At 70.7% G+C, this 20,458-nt stretch carries 15 protein-coding genes; 6 read left to right on the top strand and 9 right to left on the bottom strand.

Going from position 1 to position 20,458, the window contains the following annotated elements; genetic code table 11:
- The 5 genes from OG446_RS04835 to OG446_RS04815 all read right to left on the bottom strand — a co-directional run bounded on the left by OG446_RS04835 (position 1) and on the right by OG446_RS04815 (position 6,812).
- Positions 1-906, bottom strand: coding sequence for a carbohydrate ABC transporter permease (locus OG446_RS04835; RefSeq protein ID WP_328892867.1), 906 nt, complete (start codon positions 904-906; stop codon positions 1-3).
- Positions 907-1,000: 94 nt separating this feature from the next.
- The gene (locus OG446_RS04830; protein ID WP_328892866.1) at positions 1,001-2,257 is read right to left on the bottom strand and encodes an ABC transporter substrate-binding protein; all 1,257 of its coding nucleotides are present in this window, start codon (positions 2,255-2,257) and stop codon (positions 1,001-1,003) included.
- Positions 2,258-2,298: 41 nt separating this feature from the next.
- The gene (locus OG446_RS04825; RefSeq protein ID WP_328892865.1) at positions 2,299-3,555 is read right to left on the bottom strand and encodes a Gfo/Idh/MocA family protein; all 1,257 of its coding nucleotides are present in this window, start codon (positions 3,553-3,555) and stop codon (positions 2,299-2,301) included.
- A 40-nt stretch (positions 3,556-3,595) separates the two neighbouring features.
- Positions 3,596-5,746 carry a peptidase C14 gene (locus OG446_RS04820; RefSeq protein WP_328892864.1) on the bottom strand — a complete coding sequence of 717 codons (2,151 nt, stop codon included), beginning with the start codon at positions 5,744-5,746 and terminating at the stop codon, positions 3,596-3,598.
- Between the two features lie 208 nt (positions 5,747-5,954).
- On the bottom strand, positions 5,955-6,812 hold the full coding sequence (locus OG446_RS04815; RefSeq protein WP_328892863.1) for an IclR family transcriptional regulator: 858 nt from the start codon (positions 6,810-6,812) through the stop codon (positions 5,955-5,957).
- A gap of 280 nt (positions 6,813-7,092) precedes the next feature.
- On the opposite strand from OG446_RS04815, the gene OG446_RS04810 reads away from it, so the two are divergent.
- From OG446_RS04810 to OG446_RS04785, 6 genes are all read left to right on the top strand, one after another.
- Entirely contained in the window at positions 7,093-8,463 is a 1,371-nt protein-coding gene (locus OG446_RS04810) for an aspartate aminotransferase family protein (protein WP_328892862.1), read from the top strand.
- Entirely contained in the window at positions 8,463-9,650 is a 1,188-nt protein-coding gene (locus OG446_RS04805; protein WP_328892861.1) for a mandelate racemase/muconate lactonizing enzyme family protein, read from the top strand. The genes OG446_RS04810 and OG446_RS04805 overlap by 1 nt, the downstream gene beginning before the upstream one ends.
- Positions 9,647-10,492, top strand: coding sequence for an amidohydrolase family protein (locus tag OG446_RS04800; RefSeq protein ID WP_328892860.1), 846 nt, complete (start codon positions 9,647-9,649; stop codon positions 10,490-10,492). Before OG446_RS04805 ends, OG446_RS04800 begins: the two co-directional genes overlap by 4 nt.
- A gap of 161 nt (positions 10,493-10,653) precedes the next feature.
- Positions 10,654-11,493 carry an SDR family NAD(P)-dependent oxidoreductase gene (locus OG446_RS04795; protein WP_328892859.1) on the top strand — a complete coding sequence of 280 codons (840 nt, stop codon included), beginning with the start codon at positions 10,654-10,656 and terminating at the stop codon, positions 11,491-11,493.
- 64 nt (positions 11,494-11,557) lie between these two features.
- Positions 11,558-13,708 carry a peptidase C14 gene (locus OG446_RS04790; protein WP_328892858.1) on the top strand — a complete coding sequence of 717 codons (2,151 nt, stop codon included), beginning with the start codon at positions 11,558-11,560 and terminating at the stop codon, positions 13,706-13,708.
- Positions 13,705-14,631: a GNAT family N-acetyltransferase gene (locus OG446_RS04785; RefSeq protein WP_328892857.1), complete on the top strand. Its 927-nt coding sequence runs from the start codon at positions 13,705-13,707 to the stop codon at positions 14,629-14,631. Before OG446_RS04790 ends, OG446_RS04785 begins: the two co-directional genes overlap by 4 nt.
- Positions 14,632-14,717: 86 nt before the next feature.
- Here OG446_RS04785 and OG446_RS04780 read toward each other — a convergent pair whose 3' ends face one another.
- The 4 genes from OG446_RS04780 to OG446_RS04765 all read right to left on the bottom strand — a co-directional run bounded on the left by OG446_RS04780 (position 14,718) and on the right by OG446_RS04765 (position 20,447).
- Complete coding sequence (locus tag OG446_RS04780; RefSeq protein WP_328892856.1) at positions 14,718-15,542, bottom strand: family 3 encapsulin nanocompartment shell protein; 825 nt, start codon at positions 15,540-15,542, stop codon at positions 14,718-14,720.
- Between the two features lie 20 nt (positions 15,543-15,562).
- A complete protein-coding gene (locus OG446_RS04775; RefSeq protein WP_328892855.1) occupies positions 15,563-16,318 on the bottom strand; it encodes a sulfotransferase family protein in 756 nt (251 codons plus the stop codon).
- Complete coding sequence (locus tag OG446_RS04770) at positions 16,306-17,283, bottom strand: aldo/keto reductase (RefSeq protein WP_328892854.1); 978 nt, start codon at positions 17,281-17,283, stop codon at positions 16,306-16,308. Before OG446_RS04770 ends, OG446_RS04775 begins: the two co-directional genes overlap by 13 nt.
- A gap of 65 nt (positions 17,284-17,348) precedes the next feature.
- Complete coding sequence (locus OG446_RS04765; protein WP_328892853.1) at positions 17,349-20,447, bottom strand: amino acid adenylation domain-containing protein; 3,099 nt, start codon at positions 20,445-20,447, stop codon at positions 17,349-17,351.
- Between the last annotated feature and the right edge of the window lie 11 nt (positions 20,448-20,458).

Here is a 20,458-nt window from a genome sequence, read left to right as displayed (position 1 = left end):
TCACTGGTCCTTCCCGATCACGAGCCGCTGGATCACCGCGACCACCACGGTCAGCACGAAGAGCGCGACCCCGATGGCGGAGGCGTAACCCAGGTCGAAGTACTTGAAGCCCGCGTCGTAGAGCTGGAAGACGAGCGTGTAACTGGCGTTGGCGGGGCCGCCGCCCGTCATCGTGTAGACGGCGTCGAAGACCTGGAACGAGGCCGTCGTCTCGATCACCGCGAGGAAGAACAGGGCGGGCTTGAGCTGCGGAAGCACGATGTACCGGAACCGCTGCCAGGGCCCGGCCCCGTCGGTGAGGGCGGCCTCCTCCAGCTCGCGCGGGATGTCCTGCATCCGGGCGAGCAGGATGAGCATCCCGTACCCGAAGCGGGACCAGACGCCGACGATGGCGAGCGCCGGCAGCACCAGCACGTCGTCGGAGAGCCAGGAGCCCTCGGACATGCCGAACCAGCCCATCAGAGTGGACCAGGGGCCGCCGGTCGAGAAGATCCAGACGAAGACGGTCGCGGCCAGCACCAGTGAGGTGACGACCGGCAGGAAGAACACCGAACGGAAGAACTTGGCGCCGCGGAACGCGCGGCGGGTGATCAGCGCCAGGCACACCGAGGCGGCGAGCGTGCCCGGCACCGCGAGCACGGTGTAGAGGACGGTGACCTTCAGGGCCTGCCAGAACAGTGGATCGGCCCACAGACGGGTGAAGTTGTCGAGCCCGATGAAGCTGCCGCCGCCGGTGAGGGAGTAGTCGGTGAAGCTCATCAGCACACCGGCGACGCCCGGACCGAACCGGAAGGCGAGGAACAGCAGGAAACACGGAAGGACGAAGAGCAGGCCGATCCGGGCCTCGCGGCGCGCCTGCGGCCCGCTGCGACGGCCCCGGCGGGTGGGTTCCGCGACGACTGCCACGGGGATCTCCTTGCGGTACGGGGGAATTGCGGGGGTCGGGGGCGAGGTGCCCCCGTGGGGTCGCGGGGCCGGAGGCCGGCCCCGCGACCGTGGATCAGCGGCCGAGCATCGCCTGCGCCGCCTTCTGCGCGGCGTCCAGTGCGTCCTGCGGGCTCTTCTTGCCGAGCAGTGCCGCCTGGATCTCCGGCGCGAGAATGCCCTGGACCTCTCGGGCCTTGTCCTGCAGCGGGCCGACGTCCATGCTCGGCAGCGTGGCGCCCACGGCGGTCTGGAGCGCGTCGCCGGGGTACAGATCGCCGCCGGACTCACGGGCCGGGAAGTAGCCCGCGGCCTTCTGGAGGCCGGCCGCGTTCTTGGACTCGGCGACGAAGTTCAGCCAGTCCCCGGTGTTCTTCTTGTCGGCGCCCTTGAGCATCGAGAGCGCGCCCACGGTGCCGTAGCCGACCGAGGCGGTCTCCTTCAGCGGTGGCTGGACGACGATGTTCTCCTTGCCCCAGAACGGCTCGACATCCGCCGTGGTGTTCTGCCAGGTGCAGGCGACCTTGCCCTTGGCGGTCGGCGTCTGCTCCAGCTTGGGCGTGGTCGTGACCAGGTCCTTGTCGGTGTAGCCGCCGTCGACCAGCTTCTTCAGGTACGTCAGCGCCTTGACGCCGGCCGCGTCGTTGAAGGTGACGTTCTTGCCGTCCTCGGAGAAGACGTCGCCGCCCGCCTGCCACAGCAGCGGGTAGAACGTCATGTTCAGCGTCTGCTGGGTGTCGCCGCTGTAGCTGGTGGCGTAGTAGCCCTTCTTCTTCAGCTTCGGGGCGAGGGCCTCCAGGTCCGCCCAACTCGTGGGATAGCGCTTCTCGCCGATGGCGGCGAAGACGCGCTTGTCGCAGATGAGGGGGTTGGCGCTGGTCAGGATCGGGGTGGCGAGCGCCTTGCCCTCGACGGTGACGGACTTCAGCGCGAAGTCGGTGTAGTCGGACTTGGCGTCGGCCGGCATGTAGTCGTCGGCCGGGACGATGCTCTTGGCGTACTTCGGGAGCTGGTCAGGGATCAGATAGACCGCGTCCGGGCCCTTGCCCGAGGCGATGGCCGTGGCCAGAGCGGTGTCGCGGTTGGCCCACGGGAAGGTCTCGACCTTCACCGTGACGCCCGCGTGCTCCTTCTCGAACGCCTTGACGAGGCCGTCCCAGTACGCCTTGTTCTTGGCCTCGTCGAAGATGACCGGGTAGGTCCACATGGTGACGGTGTTGCCGTCGTCGCCGCTGCTGGAACAGCCGGCCAGCACACCGGCGGCGAGCGCGGTCGCCATGACGGGGGCGGCCAGGGCGCGGACTCTGGAACGGCGGGTGAGAAGACGGGACATGAGGGGGTCCTCCGAGGACGTGAGGGCGGTTCGGGAAGAAGTCACTGCGCCGGGACCGTCTGGACGGTGCCGGTGTGCCGGGCGCGTTCGGCGGCGAACGCCGCGAGATGGCTGCCGAGCGAGGTGGCGGGGCCGGAGCGGACGGCCCCGGCATCCCCGGTGGCGACGGCGGTGACGAACGCCTCGACGAGCGCGGCGTCCCCGCCGCCGTGCCCGTCGGCCGCGTTCGAACCGGACGCGCCGAGTTCGTGAACGGTGGACTCACCGGTCCGGAAGTCCTGCACGGTGACGCGTTCGCCGTCACCGATGAGCCAGCCGTGCGAACCGAAGATCCGGGTCTGCCGGTGCGTCTGCTCGGTGAACGCCACCATCTGGAAGGTCGCGGTCACCCCGTCCGTCAGCTGCATCGCGAGGACCTGGTGATCGACCACGTCGTTGTCGCTCCGGTACGCGCAGACCCCGTACGGGCCCTCGTGCAGCGCGGCGACGAGACCGGCCTCGTCGGTCGCCTCGGTGACATGGGTGACCGGCCAGACCGCGCCCTTCTCGCGCAGCGTCGGCATGTACAGCTTCAGCGCGCTGTACGGGCAGTCGGACTCGACGGCACAGTCCAGGCAGCGGTCCGCGGATCCGGCCGGGGCGTTCTCGGGCCGGAAGTGCTTGAGCCCGCCGAATCCGGTGACCTGCTCGATCCGGCCGCCCATGACGTACGTGATCCAGTCCAGGTCGTGACAGGACTTGGCGAGCAGCATCGGGGACGAGTCCTTCTCGCTGCGCCACGGACCGCGTACGTAGCTGTGGGCGTAGTGCCACCAGCCGACCGGCTCCAGATGGTCGATCGAGACCAGCTGCCCGAGCACACCGGAGTCCACAACCCCCTTCACCAGGTCGGTGTACGGGGTGTACCGCATGACGTGGCACACCGCGAACAGCACCCCGGCCCGTTCCACCCCCTCGACGATCCGGCGGGTCTCCTCCTCGGTCGGGGCGAGGGGCTTCTCGGCGAGGATCGCGTAACCGGCCTCGGCCAGGGCCAGCACCGGCTCCACATGGAAGCGGTCCTGGGTGGCGACGATCACGGCGTCCGCGATCCGGTTCTCGACGAGCGGCCGCCAGTCGTCGAACTCAAGGGGTGCGCCGGCGGCGGCGCGTGCGGCGGGGCGCGGATCGGCGACGGCGACGAGCTCGGCGCGCTTGGGGTGTGCCTTGATCCACTCGGCGTACGTCAGACCGCGGTTGCCGGCGCCGACGAGCGCGACCCGGACGGGCCGGCCGGTGATCGGGGTATGCGTGGACACGGGTAATCCCTGGTGCTCGATGGGCGGTTGGGCCTGGTGGTCAGAAGCGGAGCGTGGCCGCGGTGTGGGCGACGCGTTCGCTTTCGTCGGGCAGCGCGGTGCGCTCGGTGCCGTCCTCGACGCAGCCGGTGTGCAGCAGATGGCTGTCTCCGCCGAATCCCGCGGGCCGCAGTTCGAGCCGGCCGCCGGAGAACGTGGAGCCGGTGGCCCGGTACCGGTTGATGCCGTCGGTGACCAGCACATGGGCGGTGCCCTCGGGCGCGGTCGAGTCGAGGCCGCTGAGCTGCCAGTCGACGGTGCGCCCGGAGCCGGTGCGGGCCAGCAGGGCGCCGTCCTTGTTGGTGCCGGACAGCCGCGTGCCTTCGACGCGCAGGCGCTGGTTCTTGGCCGAGGTCAGCTTGAGCCCGGTGTCGCGCAGCTCGCCGCCGAGCACGGTGATGTCGGCGTGGGCGAGCGAGACGGGAGCGGTGTCCTTCGATCCGGTCAGGGTGCACTGGTCGAGGACGAGCGGCCCGGTGCCGTTGAACACCGCGCCGTCCACGCCCTTCAGCGTCGAGCGGTGAAGGGTGAGCGGGACGGTGACGCCTGCCTGGGTGATCTCCGCGCCCGCAGCGAACGCGAACGAGGAGTCCGCGATCACATTGGGACGGGCGGAGAGGTCCGAGGCCCGGGAGACGATCAGCGGACCCGTGGCCGTACAGCCCCGCATCTGCACACCGTCCGCGTTGACCCAGAGCATTCCGGAGCCGGACAGGGACTCCTTGCCGATGACCAGGACGTCCTCCAGCGTCAGATCGGTGATCTTGACGCGGGCGACGAACCAGGAGCAGGCGTGCCGCCGTACGGTGATCCGTTTGGCCCTGCCGCCCCACGCCGCGCCGGAGTTGGCGAACGTCATCAGGCCGGAGTTGCCGGTGTAGACGAGGTCGTGCTCGAACTGGCCGTGCGTCACGAACGGGCCCTCGTCGTCACCGTCGCCGTGACAGTTGGTGACGTAGCAGTAGGCGGAGGCCGTGAAGTCGTTGAGGTGACGGGCGTTGGAGGTGTGACAGTCCTCCACGTGTCCGTACAGGCAGTAGATCTGCTGGGTGAGGTAGCCCGCGCCGCCGTAGGTGACGGACTTCGGGTTGGTGAGCGAGCACTGCTCGGTGCGGTAGTACGTGCACCAGCGGCGCATCACCACCGGCCAGAACGTGCCGACCGCCTCGATGCCCGAGACGTCGCAGCGCACCGCGTACTCGTACGCGACCGGGTGCGAGCCGGTCATCTCGTCCTCGCCCCAGCCCTCGAAGACCATGTTGCGCACGTGGGCACGGTCGACGGGCTCGACCCGGGTCCACGTCAGCGTGCGCCCGGCAGCCAGGTCCCAGCCGATCTGGTAGTTGACCCGGATGTGCGCCGCGTCGACGACGTCGGTGACCTGGACCAGGCGCTGGATCTCCTTCTCGTACTTCCCCGCCAGGGCGTTGATCTCCACGGCCCACCACTGGCCGACGGCGAACTTCGACGCGTCGCCGACCTCGAAGAGGTCCGAGAGGTCGGGCATCGCCGCGCTCAGGGTGTGCTTGACGGTGGTGTCGGTGGGGGTGCCGCGGAAGGAGAGGACGGCGCCGAAGGGGTTGTCGTGGGTGTTCTTCTCGATGCCGGTGGTGTGGAGGTGGTGGCCGCCGAAGTCGAGTTCGATGTTGGAGCGGTTGTAGAGGTGGCGTTGGGTGAGGAGGAGGTCGGTGTGGGCTTCGATGCGGTGGACGGTGGGGTCGTTGACCATGGCGTCGAGGGCGTTGTCGGCGGGGGTGTCGGCGTCGAAGTGGCCGAAGGTGCGGAAGTCGAGGGTTCCGGTGTGGAGTTGGTGCCAGCGTCCGGTGTTCGTCGTGCCGTTGGGGGCGATGACGGTGCCGCCGTTGTGTGTGGCGGTGGACTTGTTGTCCCAGCGCAGGGCCATGGTGCCGCCGTCGCCGGGGGTGCGGTAGCCGGCGACGACGGCCTGGGTGCCGTGGGTGAGGGGTTTGGTGTTCAGGGCGCGCAGTGCGGCGACCGTGTCGAGGCGCAGGACGTTGCCGGTGCGGTCGGGTGCGGCCTGTGCGGGGCCGGTGGCCACGGCCGAACCGGCCACGACCAGACCGGCCAGGCCCGAAGCCCGCAGAAGATTCCGGCGGGAGGACGCAGGGGTGCTGTGGTGCGGAACGCTCATGCGGACTTCGCCTTCCGAGAAGTGCGACGAGTGAGGGAGCGTTCCTGCGGTGGACTGCCATGAGGCGGATGGCTGAAAAGGGTTCGGTCCTCGGGTGTTCACGGCGCGGTGGGCAGGCGCCGGAAGCGGACCGGAAGGGGTAAATCGTCGGTGACGGTGGAAAGTCACCTCGGTTGGCAGGGAACCTACGGCGGGTGAAGCCGATCGGTCAAGACCTGAATCCGTCGGAATGCGAGGTGTCGGTGTCCAGGGCATCGGGCTCCGGGTCCTCGACCCAGCCCAGCGAGACACTGATCCGGCGGGCCGCATCGCGGACCTGGCCGCCCAGTTCCTGGTAGCGCCAGGCCGGCAGTCCGAGCTTGAGCCCGGTGATGGAGACGGCCCCGGCACACACCGACCGGTCGTCGAAGACCGGCGCGCCGATGCAGATGATGCCCTCGGCGTCCTCCTCGTCGTCCAGGGCGTAGCCGACCCGGGCGATGTCGCGCAGATGGGACAGGAACGTCGCCGGATCCGTGATCGTGCGGGACGTGCGCCGGGGCAGCCCGAACCGTTCGATGACCGAGGCGGCCTCGCTCTGCGGCATCGCGGAGAGCAGCGCCTTGCCCAGGCCCGTGCAGTGCGGCAGCTCGCGCTGGCCCATCCGCAGATCGAGCCGGACGCGCTGGTCGAGCTCGACCTGGTCCACCACGACCGCGTGGCCGTCCTCGGGGACGGCGAGCCGGGACGCCATGCCGGTGGCCCGGGTGAGCTCGCGCAGAACGGGGTGGGCGACGCCGCGCAGGGAGACCTGGGACCTGGCGCGGTCGCCGAGCCGGGCCAGGCTCATGCCCAGCCGGTAGCGGCGGTTCATGCCCTCGCCGTCGTCCGAGACGAGTCCGTAGGCACGCAGGGTCTGGAGCATGCCGAAGGCGGCGCTCTTGGAGATGGAGCAGGCCTGGCCGACCTCGGTGACGCTCAGACCGTTCCCCTGCGAGGGAGCGGCGAGCGCTTCGAGGATGTCCGCTGCCCTGGCCACGCTCTTGACCCAGTACTTCGGCTCTTCTGGGGCAGCACTGTTCGTCATAGCAGAACAGGGTAGTGCCTCCGGGCGCGCGGAGGGCACCTCCGATTCTCGGAATCCGCTCCTTTCGGGTCGTGGCGGGCCCGGAAGGGGGTTGACCGGTTTTCCGGGCGGACGTAATATCCAGGCACTGTTCTGCTCTACAGAACAGCGTTCTGAAAAACTGCAACGCACCACGGATCATCCTCTTCCTGCGGCGACTGCCGGGCGGATGGCGCCAGGGACTCACGGGCCGGGCAGGGCCCGCGACAACCGACGACTCTCGACGCAAGGAGCAAGCACCATGAGTTCAGGCCCGGCAGGCAACGAATCCGGAGCCCGGCTCGCCGAGCGCGCCCGCCAGGTCGTACCCGGCGGCGTGAACAGCGGTCAGCGCAGCGTTCCCGGACTGACGGACCTGGTGGTCACCGGGACCCACGGCGCACGGTTCCGTACCGCCGACGGACGTGAGTACACCGACTTCCACTCGGCGTTCGGCCCGCCGCTGCTCGGCCACAACGACCCCGACGTGGCCCGCGCCACCGCCCAGGCCGGCGCGACGCTCGGCCACATGGGCGTCGGCGTCACCGAGGGAGAGGTCCTCCTCGCCGAACAGCTCGCCGAGCTGATCCCCTCGATCGAGAAGGTCCTGCTCACCAGCACCGGCAGCGAGGCGACGTTCCACGCGCTCCGCGTCTCCCGAGCCGCCACCGGCCGCCGCCTGGTCGTCAAGTTCCAGGGCTGCTACCACGGCTGGCACGACGCGGTCAGCCTCAACGTGATCTCCGAGCCCTCGAAGGTCGGCGGCCACGACCCGATCTCGACCGGCATCCTGCCCGAGGTCCTCCAAGCCACCCTCGTCCTGCCGTTCAACGACAGCGAGGCCGTCCGGCGCACCTTCGCCGAGCACGGCAGTGACATCGCCGCCGTCATCGTCGAACCCGTCCCGCACAACGTCGGCGCCCTGCTCCCGTACCAGGAGTTCCTCACCACACTCCGCGAGGAGACCACGAAGGCGGGCAGCGTCCTGATCTTCGACGAGGTCATCACCGGCTTCCGCCACAGCATCGGCGGCTGGCAGCAGATCTCCGGCGTCACCCCCGACCTCACCACCCTCGGCAAGGCCATCGCCAACGGCGCCCCCGTCGGAGCGATCGGCGGCCGGGCCGACCTGATGGACCTCTTCTCCACCCGCCCCGGCGCCCCCGCCTTCTTCGCCGGCACGTACAACGGCCACCCGTCCGTCGTCGCCGCCGCCCTCGCCACGCTCCGCAAGCTCCGCGAGGAACCGGTCCACGACCACGTCTTCAGGCTCGGTGACCGCGTCCGCACCGAACTGACCGGCCTCTACGAGCGCCTCGGCGTGCCCGCCGTCGTCACCGGCTACGGCTCCGTCTTCGTCAGCTACTTCATGCCGGGCGAGGCCCCCCGTACCTACGCGGACCTGCTGAACAACGACGCCTCGATGTTCGTCGGCTACCGCCGCAAACTCCTGGAGCACGGCCTGTTCGAGCTCCCGCTCAACCTCAAGCGCAGCCACATCAGCTACGCGCACACCGACGCAGACGTGGACCGTCTGATCGAGGGCACCGAGGCCGCGGTCAAGGCCGTCCTCGCCGAGGGCGGCGCCCGCGACCTGGAGAACACCTCGACCATGGGCGGAGCGACCCGCTGATGCTGACCGTCAACCGCACCCGCCCCGCCGGCCCCGCCGGACGGATCACCCGCGTCGAGACCCTGATGCTCGGCACCTCCTGGCGCGACTTCGGCTACGTCCGCGTCCACACCGACGAGGGCCTGACCGGCATCGGCGAGATCACCCACCCCTACCGGGTCAGCGAGGTCTGCGCCCTCACCGAGGCGCTGGCGCGGCGCCACCTGATCGGCGCCGACCCCTTCGACATCGAGGAACTCTGGCTCCGCGTCTACCAGGGCGACTTCCTGCGCGGCGGCGACATGGGCGGCATCGCCCTGTCCGGCCTCGACCAGGCGATGTACGACCTGATGGGCAGGGCGCTCGGCGTCCCCGCCTACCGCCTGACCGGCGGCGCCTGCCGCGACGACGTCCGCGTCTACGCCAACGGCTGGTACACCGGCGAACGAGAGCCCGACACCTTCGCGGCCAAGGCCAAGGAGACCGTGGCCAAGGGCTACTCCGCCCTCAAGTTCGACCCCTTCGGCCCCGGCCTGCACGAACTGGAGCGGGCCGAACTGCGCCGCTCCATCGACCTCGTCGCCGCCGTCCGCGAGGCGATCGGCCCCGACATCGACCTCTTCATCGAGGGCCACGCCCGCTTCGCCATGCCGACCGCAGCCCGTCTCGTACGGGAACTGGAACCGTTCGACATCGGCTGGTTCGAGGAGCCGATGCCCTGGACCCACATCGAGCGGTACGCCGAACTGCGGCAGCGCGCCGCCTTCCCCATCTCCGGCGGCGAGCACTTCCACAACCGCTACGAGTACAAGCAGCTCTTCGCCACGAACGCCGTCGACATCATCCAGCCCGACCTCTCCATGGCCGGCGGCTTCACCGAGGTGCGGAAGCTCGCCGCGATCGCGGACACCCACGGCATGCTCGTGGCCCCGCACAACTCCAACTCCCCGCTCTGCACCACCGCCTCCGTGCACGCGGCGCTCGGAATCCCCAACTTCAAGATCCTCGAAACCTTCGACGGGCTCCTGGAGCCGTTCGTCTTCGACGCCCTCAAGGGAACCCTCCCGATGGAGGACGGCCGCATCGGCCTGCCGACCGCCCCGGGGCTCGGTGTCGAACTCGTCGACGAGGTCTTCGAGGAACACCCGCCCAGCCACCGCTTCTGGAACATGTTCGCGGACGGCTGGGAGAAGCGGAACCGTACATGATCACCGACGTCCACTCCCATCTCTTCCGGCACAACCACGACTTCACCGACCCGTTCAGCTCCGACTCCGCCCGCGCCCACGCGGGCGAGGTCGACCTCACGGTGAAGTGGGAGGAGTACGCCGCCACCGCACCCGAGTCCACCCGGACGATCGTCGTCGGCGGCAAGGCGCGCCGCAGCGGGCTCTGGGTCGACGACGCAGCCGTGGCCGCGTACGTCGGGGAACACCCCGACCGGCTGATCGGCTACCTGGCGCTCGACCCCACCCAGCCCGGCTGGCAGGAGGAACTGCGCTACGGCCACCAGGAGCTCGGTCTGCGCGGCATCAAACTGATGCCGATGTACGCGGGCTTCGACCCGGCAGCCGAGGAGTACGACGAGCTGTACACGTACGCCGAACGGCACGGGCTGCCGCTCCTGGTGCACACCGGCACGACCTTCGTCTCCAGCGCGCCGCTGGAGTGGGCGATGCCCCGGCACCTGGACGCCGTCGCCATCCGCCACCCGGAGCTGCGGATGGTCCTCGCCCACCTCGGCCACCCCTTCGAGGGCGAGTGCATCGCGGTCATCCGCAAGCACCCGCACGTGTACGCCGACCTCAGTGCCCTGCACTACCGGCCCTTCCAGCTCTGGCACAGCCTCCGGCTCGTCCAGGACTACGGGGTCTTCCACAAGGTGCTGTTCGGCAGCGACTACCCGTTCACGACGGTCGACGACTCCGTGAAGGGACTCCGGGAGATCGCCCGGATCCCCGGCATTCCCGGACTGCCGCCGCTCGACGCGGACGCGGTGGAGGAGATCATCCACCGGCCCTCGCTCGATCTCCTGGGCCTGAACGGCTGACCCGCCGCTCCCCACGACCTGCGGGCCGGCGCCCGGATCACCCCCCTGTCCCCGGTTGCCGGCCCGCAGCCGGGCCGCCGCGCTCCCACCCTGTTGTGTCCCCGCGCGGCGGCCCACCACCCCTCCTGACGCAGTACCAGCCCTTCCGAAGGAATCCCGTGATGACCGCAGCCGTCCCGCCCCGCGGCACCGACCGCTTCGACCTGACCGGCCGCACCGCGGTCGTCACCGGGGCCGCCCGGGGCCTGGGCCGGTCCTTCGCCGTCGGCCTCGCCGAGGCGGGCGCGGACCTGGTGCTGGTCGACCTGCCCGGGGCCGAGGGTGTCGCCGAGACGGCCGCCGCGATCGAGGCGCTCGGCCGACGCTGCCGTGTGTACGGGCAGGACCTCGCGGACACCGAGGCGCTGGCCGGCTTCGCCGACACGGTGCGTGCCGAGGCGGGACCGCTGCACATCCTGGTCAACAACGCGGGCACGGCGGCCCTGGAACGCTTCAACGAGATCACCCCGGCCGGCTGGTCGCGCATCATGCGGGTCAACGTCGACGCCGTGTTCTTCCTCAGTCAGCGCATCGCCGAACATATGACGGCCGACGCCGTCGCCGGCCGCATCATCACCATCACCTCGAAGAACGCCCTGGTGGCAGAGGCCGGTCTGGCCCATTACAACGCCTCCAAGGCCGCCGCCCAACTGCTCACGGAGACACTCGCCGTCGAGCTCGCCCCGCACGGCATCACCGCCAACACCCTGGCCCCCGGCATGGTCGAGACCCCCATCGACGGCGAGTTCCCCTTCGACCGGGAGGCCTTCGAGGCCACGTACCGCGAGCGCATCCCGCTCGGCAGGTACGCGCAGCCCGACGAATGCGTGGGCGCGCTGCTGCTGCTCGCCTCGGACGCCGGCGCCTATCTCACGGGAGCGCGCCTCGTCGTCGACGGGGGAGTGCTGGCGGACCAGATGCCGCGGATGCGCTTCATGCCGCCGTACCGCAACACGATCTGACCGCGACCGGCCCGCAGCCGGTTCTCACCGAGCACGCATCGACAACGCGAGGAGCACCTCCGTCATGTCCGTCCATGCCTCGTCCGCTGCTTCGTCCCGCCGGAATCTTCTGCGGGCTTCGGGCCTGGCCGGTCTGGTCGTGGCCGGTTCGGCCGTGGCCACCGGCCCCGCACAGGCCGCACCCGACCGCACCGGCAACGTCCTGCGCCTCGACACGGTCGCCGCACTGCGCGCCCTGAACACCAAACCCCTCACCCACGGCACCCAGGCCGTCGTCGCCGGCTACCGCACCCCCGGCGACGGCGGCACCATGGCCCTGCGCTGGGACAACAAGTCCACCGCCACACACAACGGCGGCACCGTCATCGCCCCCAACGGCACGACGAACACCGGACGCTGGCACCAACTCCACACCGGAACCCTCGACTTCCGCACCTTCGGCCACTTCGACGCCGACACCCCCGCCGACAACGCCCTCGACGCCATGGTCAACGACCCCACCGTCCACCGCATCGAAGCCCACACCGACCTCCTCCTCACCCAACGCCACCTCTACAACCGCTCCAACATCGAACTCGACTTCGGCGGCCACCACCTCCACACCACCGGCATCGAGAAGAACACCCACGACAACCCCTTCGGCGCCGTCCTCTCCTTCCGCGGCACCCCCACCGACACCACCGTCAAGCACGCACTCGCTGCCGAGGTCATCGAACTCACCGACACCTTCCCGGTCCCCGACGCCAAGGCGTTCGCCGTCGGCCAGTGGTGGGCGGTGCAGGTCGACCCGGTCGCGGGCGGCGGCCGTGACGAGCGCGAACTGCAGAAGCTGGTCGAGATCACGGAGATCGTCGACGCGGGCCACATCCGCATCGGCTACCTCAACGGCTGGGAACTCGCCGAGGGCCGCACCCTCGCCTGGACCCGCGTCGACCCGGTCCGCAACACCCACATCCGCAACATGCTCTTCGAGGGGGCGGGACCCGACGAGTACACCGGCTCCCACCCCGTCAGCTTCGAGTACGCCGTGGGCTGCGACGTCTCCGGCATCCACGCCACCGGTACCTTCTGGCCGGTCATCATGCGCCGCTGGTGCACCCGCTTCCGTACCGAGGACTGCTCCCTGAAGAACCCGCCCACCGTCGAGTACGGCGGAGCGGGCTACCTCACCCAGCAGATCTACTGCCTGTACGGGCGGGTCGCCGACTGCACGACCAGCAATGTGCGCCACCTCAACGACCTCACCGCGTCCGCCTACTGCACCGTCGTGAACTGCCACGGCGACGGCGACGACGCGGGCGGCAACCCCTTCACCACCCACGGCCAGTACGAGCACGACCTGCTCTTCGACGGCAACTCCGGCCTGATGGACATCGCCAACTCCGGTGCCCAGTGGGGGATATCCGCCAAGCGGATCACCGTACGCAGACACGTCTGCTCCTGGTTCACCGCCAACACGAAGATCACCGATCTGACCCTGGAGGACATCACGGTGATCGCGCGGCCCACCTTCGACCAGGCCGGCACCCTCACCGTGAACGCCGACGGTGCCCAGGTGCGCGGCTGCACGGCGAAGACCTTCGCCGTCGCCCAGCGCTCCGCCCGCTCCGGCCGGCCGACCACCATCAGCGACTGCACCTTCGAACCGGCCGCCGGCGCGGTCCTCGTCCAGACACCGGTCACCGCGCCCGTCCACTTCGTGCGCTGCACGTTCCAGGGCGTCGACGGTGCGATCCTGCGCGGCGCGGGCCCGGTCCACTTCACCGACTGCACACTCACCGGCGCCGAGAACGCGGCCCCGCTCTCGATCGGTTCCGCGGACCTGCGCATCGACGGCGGTACCTACGACAACACCGGCATCGAGCTCAGCGGCGTGCGCGACCAGCGGATCACCGTGACCGGTGGGGCCAGGTTCACCGGCAGCAACAAGGCCGGGGCGCTCCTCGGCCGCGCGGACGGGCCGGGGAGGGCGACCTGGGACATCACCGGCCTCAGCAGCGCGGCCACCGGGCCGGACACCGCGCATGTCCGCATCGCCGACGGCACGAACCACTACGCGGCAACCGGCAGCCGCTTCACCGGCGGCACGCTCCATCTGGCACCGGAGGCCCTTGCCTCGGTCCTGCACACCACGTGCGTCGAGGACGGCACGCGACGCAGCGCGATGCCCCCCGCCGGCGACACGGTGCGCACGGACGGGAACCTCATCCTGTGAGCGCCCTCATCCGTACGGCGACCGCCGCCGACGACCCCGCCCTGGCCGCCTTGTGGCGCCGTTGCTTCGACGCCCCGCACATCGCCTCCCTGCACGCCCTCGACCCCGACCGCCACCGGCACACGTTCGTCGCGCAGAACACCGCGGGCGACGGGATAGACGCGGTCGTCGTCTACGTGCCGAGGCTGATCCGCGACGCCTCGGGTGTCCCGCAGCGCGTCGGCGGCATCGGCAGCGTCGCCACCCGCCCCGAGGCCCGGGGGCAGGGACTGGTCAGGCTGCTGCTCGCGGAGGCCGAGCGGACCATGACCGCCGAACAGTGCGCATGGTCCCTGCTCTTCACCGGCACGCCCGGTGTGTACCGGAGCTCGGGATGGCAGGAGTTCGACAGCACGTACACCGAGGGGACACTCGTCCCCCCAGCCGGCCCCGGGGCCTTCCCGGTCCGGGCGGCCGTACCGCAGGACGCGGCGGAGGTGGCCGCCCTGCACCACGCGTACAACGCGAGCAGGCCGCTCAGCTCGCTCCGGGCGCCCGAGGACTGGGCGGTGCGCGTGCCCGCCTGGTACGGACCGTTCGAGGAGTCGCTCGTCGCGGTGGACCCCGCCTCCGGGGCGCTGGCCGGCTGGATCGTGGCACAGCACGTGGGGGACCGGGTGGAGGTGCGCGAGTTCGCGGGTGCGCAGCAGTGTCTGGGCTCGCTGTTCTCCGCCGTCGCTTCGCGTGGCCGGGCGGCGGGGCAGACCCGGGCCCGCGTCCCCGGTGGTCCCGGAGTGGCGGCCGCGCTCCCCGCCCTGCTGACGGACGCCCGGCAGGTGACGGAACACGTGGGAATGGTGCGGCCGTTGCACGCGTCCCCGGCCTCCGTGCGGGCCACCGTCACGGCGCCCGGGGCCGTCCACTGGTACGGCGACTGCTTCTGAGCGTCCGCACACCGCTGAACCGCTTCCCCGGCAGCCGCAGGGCTGCCGGGGACACCGGCACCGCATCCGCGGTGTGCCACCGACGGTCAGGCGGGCACTACGTGGAAGAAGTGCGTGGGCAGCTGGACGGCGACGGATTCATGCACCTGCGCACAGACAGCCGTGCCCGGCTGGTCGAAGGTCCCCTCCGGCGGCTCCGCCACCTTGATCACCGACCGGCCGGATTCGAGCAGCCGCGCGGCCATCGCGAAGTCCCCCACCAGCGCGCAGCCGGGCGCCACATGGCGGTGCCGGCTGATCTTCACCTCCTCGCGGGTGAGGTCGCCCAGCAGGCTGCCCGCGCCCACCAGTTCGGCGTAGTAGTCGGAGGAGTTCACCATCAGGGCGCGGCCGGTACCGCCGGCCTGCTCTATCTCGTTGAAGGCGGCGAGCACCCCGTCGACGTAGGAACCCCGGTACGGCAGCCGTGCCACCTCGGGGTGCCGGAGCACGTCGAGGGTGAGCGCCCGGTTCTCCGCGGTGCCGAGCCGCACCATCAGCCGACGGTCGATGAACGAGGCGAGGGCCTCCGGTTCGTCGGCGAGACCGTCGGGGATCTGCACCCAGGCGGTGATCGGCGCGACACCGTACTCGGCCACCGAGAAGCGGAAGGACGCCTCCCGCAGCCGCCCCTCCGGGCTCGCACCGCCGTCGGGGTTTCCGGCCGGTCTGGTCTCGTGCCAGGAGCGCACGGGCTGTGTTTCGGCCCGCTGGGTGCGGAAGAGGTTACGTGCCGTCAGTCGTTGACCCTGCTTGCCCGTTTCGAACACGTCGGTGAGCGTGAAGGGGAAGTGGACCTCGGCCTTCTCGCTGTCGGCGAGGTAGGCGGCGGCGAACTGCTCGCCCGGGGTGGCCGGTGTGCTGCTCGTCATGGACTCTCCTTGTTCCTGGCTCAGCAGGCGTGCGCGATGAGCCGCTCGTAGTACGGGAGGTGGTGCTGGTAGAAGCCACGCAGCCGGGGGTCGTTCTCGACCGTGACCGCGTAAGCGCGTTCCGGGGCGCTGAAGGCCGAGCTGGCGCTCGCGTCCCGGTGCCAGCGCTCGTTCTGCCGCCATTCGGCGCGCTCGCCCGGCTCCCAGGTCAACGCCTCGGGCAGGAAGGGCAGGCCGACGCCTTCGCAGTATGCGGCGACCACGGCGGGCGGGTCGGCCAGCAGCCGCTCGGCCGAGATGACGACGGGGCGCCTGCCGGTCACCTTCCAGGCCAGCTCGAACAGCGCGTACTGGTGCTCGTAGCCGATCTCGTGACAGGCCAGTTCGGGCTTGACCGCGTAGTGGGAGGCGATCGTCCGGGCCGGTTCACGGACGATGAAGGTGTGGGTGAAGGAGGCGATCCGCTCCGGGTGGTCGAAGAGGTACTGGTAGTGGTACTCCAGCGTGTCCTTGAAGAACACCGGCCTCCGGGTGCCCAGTTCCGTCAGCTGGGACAGGAGCTCGGCGGGCGTGCGGACCGTGACCGTGCGCGCCCCCGCGTCGTCGGCCGCGTCCCCGTCGTCGACGGCGGGGACCGTGACCTGGCCGTGGTCGGTGAGCAGCACCAGCGGTTCGTGCACGACCGTGACGTCACCGCGCTCGGCCATCATGCGCAGAAACGCCGTGGAGACCGAACGGGGATGGGCCCACAGGGCGATGACGGTCACATCGACCACGCGGTGGGTCGTCGGTCCCAGCGGTGGCCGCGCACCGCGTCCAGCAGCGCGGGGTCGAGCGCGGCCCCGGAGACCGCCAGGTTGGCGCGCACGTGCTCGGGCCGGCGCATGCCCGGGATGACCGTGCTCACGGCAGGGTGGTGCAGGATGAAGCGGAGGCCGAGCTCCGGCAGCGTCATGCCCTCGGGCAGGACCTTCTTCAGCCGTTCGGCGCGCTCGACCGTGGGGCCGAGGTTCTCCGGACCGAAGTAGACGGCACGCCAGTCGTCCTCGGGAAACACGGTGTCGTGGGTGAGGGTGCCGGTGAGGCCGCCCTCGTCGAAGGGGACGCGGGCGATGATGCCGATGTCGTCCTTCAGGGCCCGGGCGAACAGTTCGTCCTCGGGTGCCTGGTCGAAGATGTTGTAGATCACCTGGATGACGTCGACCAGGCCGGTGTCCAGGGCCCGGAGGCAGTTGACCGGCTCCCAGCGGTTGACGCTGATGCCGAAGCCGTCGATCACGCCCTCCGCCTTGAGATCGGCGACCGCCTGCTGCCAGCTCTCCTGGCCGCTCCAGCGGTCCTCCCAGACATGGAACTGGAGCAGGTCGATCCGGTCGGTCCCGAAGTTCTCCAGGCTGCGGTGGACGTACTCGCGGATGTGGGCGCGGGGATAGACGTCGTCGAGCGTGTCGTCGGGGCCGGGCGGCCATTCGCGGTTCAGGGGCGGGATCTTGGTCGCCACCCGCAGCCGGTCCCCGCCGGTGCGGCCGGCGTGCCGCCGGAGCAGGGCGCCCAGCATCTGCTCACTGACGCCCCGGCCGTAGACCCAGGCGGTGTCGAAGAACGTGCAGCCGTTCTCGACCGCGAGATCCAGGCAGTCCGGGGCCACGTCGTAATCCCAGCCGGTGAATCCGCCGGGGCCTCCGCCGATGCCCCACATCCCGTAGCCGATCTCACTGACCTGCCAGCCCAGTCGTCCCATGGTGCGGTAGTGCACAGTCGTCCTCTCGTCTCACAGTGGCGCAGGTGGTGACCCGCGCGGATGGCTCAGGCGGTGAGTGTGGTGCGGTAGGCCTCCAGGGCCGCCTCCAGCGGCCGTTCCCGGAAGCCGTGCCGCGCGTCCAGGGCGGCGCACGCCTCCTTGGCGAACAGCCCGGGGTTGTCCGCCAGCAGCCTCCGGAAGTCCGGTACACCGGCCGGCCCGGCGGTGGGGAGCGCCGTCAGCAGAGCGTGCAGCACGGTCACGGCGGGCTCCCCGCCCCCGGCCGTTGCCTCCCGCAGCGCGGCCATGAACTCCGCGGGCGGCACCGCGCGCAGGGCGCCCGCACCGTTCGGACCCGCCAGGTCGAGCGCGGCGAAGTCCACGCTGCCGTCCCGGAAGACGTGGTAGACGGCTCCGTCGGACGGTTCGGCGAGTCCGGCGATCAGCCGTGCGGCGGCCTCGTCCACCGGTGTGTAGTCGGAGTGCATGGGCACGTCGGGTCGGACAGCGAGGCGGAGCGCCGCGGACAGCAGCAGATGGGTGAGCGCCCTGGGATTGGGCACGCCGTTGTCGGCGGCGGGCATCACCTCGCCGAGCCGGTGGACCGTCACCGGCGCGCCTCGTCCGCGGGCCTCGGTGAGCAGCCGCTCGGCCACCCACTTGGAGCGGCTGTACCCACTGTTCGGCGCGGTTGCGGCGGACGGATCGAAGTCCTCCCGGATACGGCCCGGAACGGCGGAGGCGTGCTGTTCGAGGATCCCGAGGGTGGAGACGTGGTGCAGCGGCTTGGTCCGCACCGAGAGAGCGAAGCGGAGTACCTCGGCCGTGCCCGTGACATTGGCGGCGCGGTGGGCGCGGTAGTCGAGAAGGAAGTTGACCATGGCCCCGATGTGCAGCACGGCGTCACAGTCGGCGGCATACGTCTCCCAGGTCTCCTGCGGCCAGCCGAACCGAGGCCTTCCCAGTTCGCCGGCACGTGCGTCGAGGCGTTCTCCGAAGGACTCGTCCCACAGCCCCTGGGCACTCAGCGCCCGTACGATCCGCGTCCGGGCGTGGGCGTCGTCGTGGGCCCTCACGACGCAGACGGCGCGGGCCTGGGTGGCCGACAGCAACCGGTGCAGCGATCGCGCCCCGACGAAGCCGGTGGCGCCGGTGACCAGGACGGTGCGCGGGGGAAGCACCACCCCGCTGCCCGCGGACCGCCCGGCGCGCGTGGCCATTTCGGCGAGGTCGCCGGGCAGGGCGGAGTCCCGCTCCATGAGCGCGGCCACGGCAAAGGCATCACTCCGGTCCGCCTCCGCGGGGAGCCCTCCGGACGCCGCGGAACCGTCGGGCCCTGCCGCCGCACCTCCCTTGGGCGCGCCCTCCAGCGCTGCCACCAGCGCGTCCGGCGTGCGGTGCTCGTACAGCTCTGCGAGTCCCACCGTCAGCCCCGTGGTGTCCCTGATCCGCAGCAGCGCGCTCAGAGCGGCCAGCGAGTCGCCGCCGCGTCGCAGGAAGTCGTCTTCCGTGCCGAACGAGGGGAGGTCGAGGACCGCGCCCATCACCTCGGCCACGCGTTCGGCGAGGGAGCCGACGGGCCGGCCGGCCGGCCGTGACTCGGACTCCAGCTTCTCCTCGACGAGCAGCCGCAGCGCCCGCAGGTCCACCTTGCCGTTGTCGGAGAGCGGCAGAGCCTCCAGCACGAGGCAGTGCTGGGGCACCTGGATGCGGGGCAGCGTGGACACGAGATGGGCGCGGAGCGCCGCGGGCGTGGTGCCCTCGTCGGAGGCCGCCGCGACGACCAGCCGGTTGCGTCCCTGCCGGCGGAGGGTGAGCGCCTTGGCCTGGATGACGCCGTGACAGCCCTCGGCGGTGGTCTCGATCTCGGCCAGTTCGATCCGGACGCCGTCCACCTTGGTCTGCCGGTCGCGGCGGCCGGTGAAGCGCAGCAGCCCGGCCGCGTCGAACCGGCCGAGGTCACCGGTCCGGTAGACGGTGGCGCCGGGTATCGCCGGGAACGGGTTGGGGACGAACACCTCGGCCGTGCGGGCCGGGTCGCCGAGGTATCCGGCACCGACGCAGGCGCCGCCGATCACGATCTCGCCGACGGTGCCCACGGGCAGCGGGCGCAGCCGGTCGTCGGTGACCACCGCGTAACAGTTGTCGATGGGGCGCCCGAGCGGGATGTGGTCGCCCTCGCTGCCGTCGATGCGGTGGAAGACCATGCCGATGGAGGTCTCGGACGGGCCGTAGCCGTTGGTGATCCCGAGCCCCGGCAGCAACGCCCGCAGGCGGTGCACGGCGTGCGGGATGATCTCCTCGCCGCCGACCACCAGGTGCCGCAGCGAGCCGACCTTGCGCACGGCGTCCGGCTCGGCCTCCAGCAGTGCGAGCAGCATGCCGAGAATGGCCGGGACGAAATCGGTGAGGGTGACCCGGTAGCGGTGGATCGTGTCGACGGTCCGCTCCAGGTCGAGGAACTCGCCCTGTTCGGGGACGACGGTGCGGCCGCCCGTCGTCAGTGGCCACAGCAACTGCCAGATCGCCGAGTCGAAGGTGTGGCGGCTGTTCTGGAGCACCACCTCGTCGCCGGTGGCGCCGAAGTACCGGGACATGAAGCGGAAGCGGTTGGTCAGCCCCTCGTGCAGATTCACGGCGCACTTCGGTGTCCCCGTCGTACCCGAGGTGAACACCCCGTAGGCCGGCTGCTCCGGGCCCGGCGTCGGACCGGGGCGCACCGTGCTCGGTGTGATCCGACCGGCCGAGACGACCTTCGCCAGCCGGTCCGTGCAGACCAGTGGCCCGGAGGTGAGCACCAGCGGCGGGTCCAGTTCCTCCAGTACGGAGCGCAGCCGCTCGTCGGGCCAGGCCGGGTCGCAGAGCGCGAAGGCGGCGCCCGCCTTCATCAGCGCCACCATGCACAGGGGCAGTTCGACGCTGTTGCCGATGACGACCGGCACCATGTCACCGGGGCCGACACCGCTCGCCGTCAGTTCGGCGGCCAGGCCGTTGGCGAGCGAGTCGAACTCCGCGTACGTCAAGGTCGTCCGGGTGGCTCCGCGGTGGATCACAGCGGTGCGGTCCGGGGTCCGGTCGGCCTGTTCCTCGACCAGTCTGTGCACGGGGCGGTACGGACCGTGGTCGACACGGCCGCCGGCGGTCTGCCAGATGTTTTCCGACATGTCTCCGAACT

The organism is Streptomyces sp. NBC_00236 (genome assembly GCF_036195045.1).
Lineage (GTDB): Bacteria > Actinomycetota > Actinomycetes > Streptomycetales > Streptomycetaceae > Streptomyces.
Note: the sequence above shows the minus strand (reverse complement) of the source record. Positions and strands in the feature narration are given on the sequence as shown.

What these genes read in the sequence shown, in the direction of transcription:
- OG446_RS04770 (WP_328892854.1), bottom strand. Translation starts at nt 17,283, where the DNA reads ATGGGACGACTGGGCTGGCAGGTCAGTGAGATCGGCTACGGGATGTGG.
- OG446_RS04780 (WP_328892856.1), bottom strand. Translation starts at nt 15,542, where the DNA reads ATGACGAGCAGCACACCGGCCACCCCGGGCGAGCAGTTCGCCGCCGCC.
- OG446_RS04795 (WP_328892859.1), top strand. Translation starts at nt 10,654, where the DNA reads ATGACCGCAGCCGTCCCGCCCCGCGGCACCGACCGCTTCGACCTGACC.
- OG446_RS04815 (WP_328892863.1), bottom strand. Translation starts at nt 6,812, where the DNA reads ATGACGAACAGTGCTGCCCCAGAAGAGCCGAAGTACTGGGTCAAGAGC.
- OG446_RS04800 (WP_328892860.1), top strand. Translation starts at nt 9,647, where the DNA reads ATGATCACCGACGTCCACTCCCATCTCTTCCGGCACAACCACGACTTC.
- OG446_RS04805 (WP_328892861.1), top strand. Translation starts at nt 8,463, where the DNA reads ATGCTGACCGTCAACCGCACCCGCCCCGCCGGCCCCGCCGGACGGATC.
- OG446_RS04820 (WP_328892864.1), bottom strand. Translation starts at nt 5,746, where the DNA reads ATGAGCGTTCCGCACCACAGCACCCCTGCGTCCTCCCGCCGGAATCTT.
- OG446_RS04790 (WP_328892858.1), top strand. Translation starts at nt 11,558, where the DNA reads ATGTCCGTCCATGCCTCGTCCGCTGCTTCGTCCCGCCGGAATCTTCTG.
- OG446_RS04765 (WP_328892853.1), bottom strand. Translation starts at nt 20,447, where the DNA reads ATGTCGGAAAACATCTGGCAGACCGCCGGCGGCCGTGTCGACCACGGT.
- OG446_RS04810 (WP_328892862.1), top strand. Translation starts at nt 7,093, where the DNA reads ATGAGTTCAGGCCCGGCAGGCAACGAATCCGGAGCCCGGCTCGCCGAG.
- OG446_RS04830 (WP_328892866.1), bottom strand. Translation starts at nt 2,257, where the DNA reads ATGTCCCGTCTTCTCACCCGCCGTTCCAGAGTCCGCGCCCTGGCCGCC.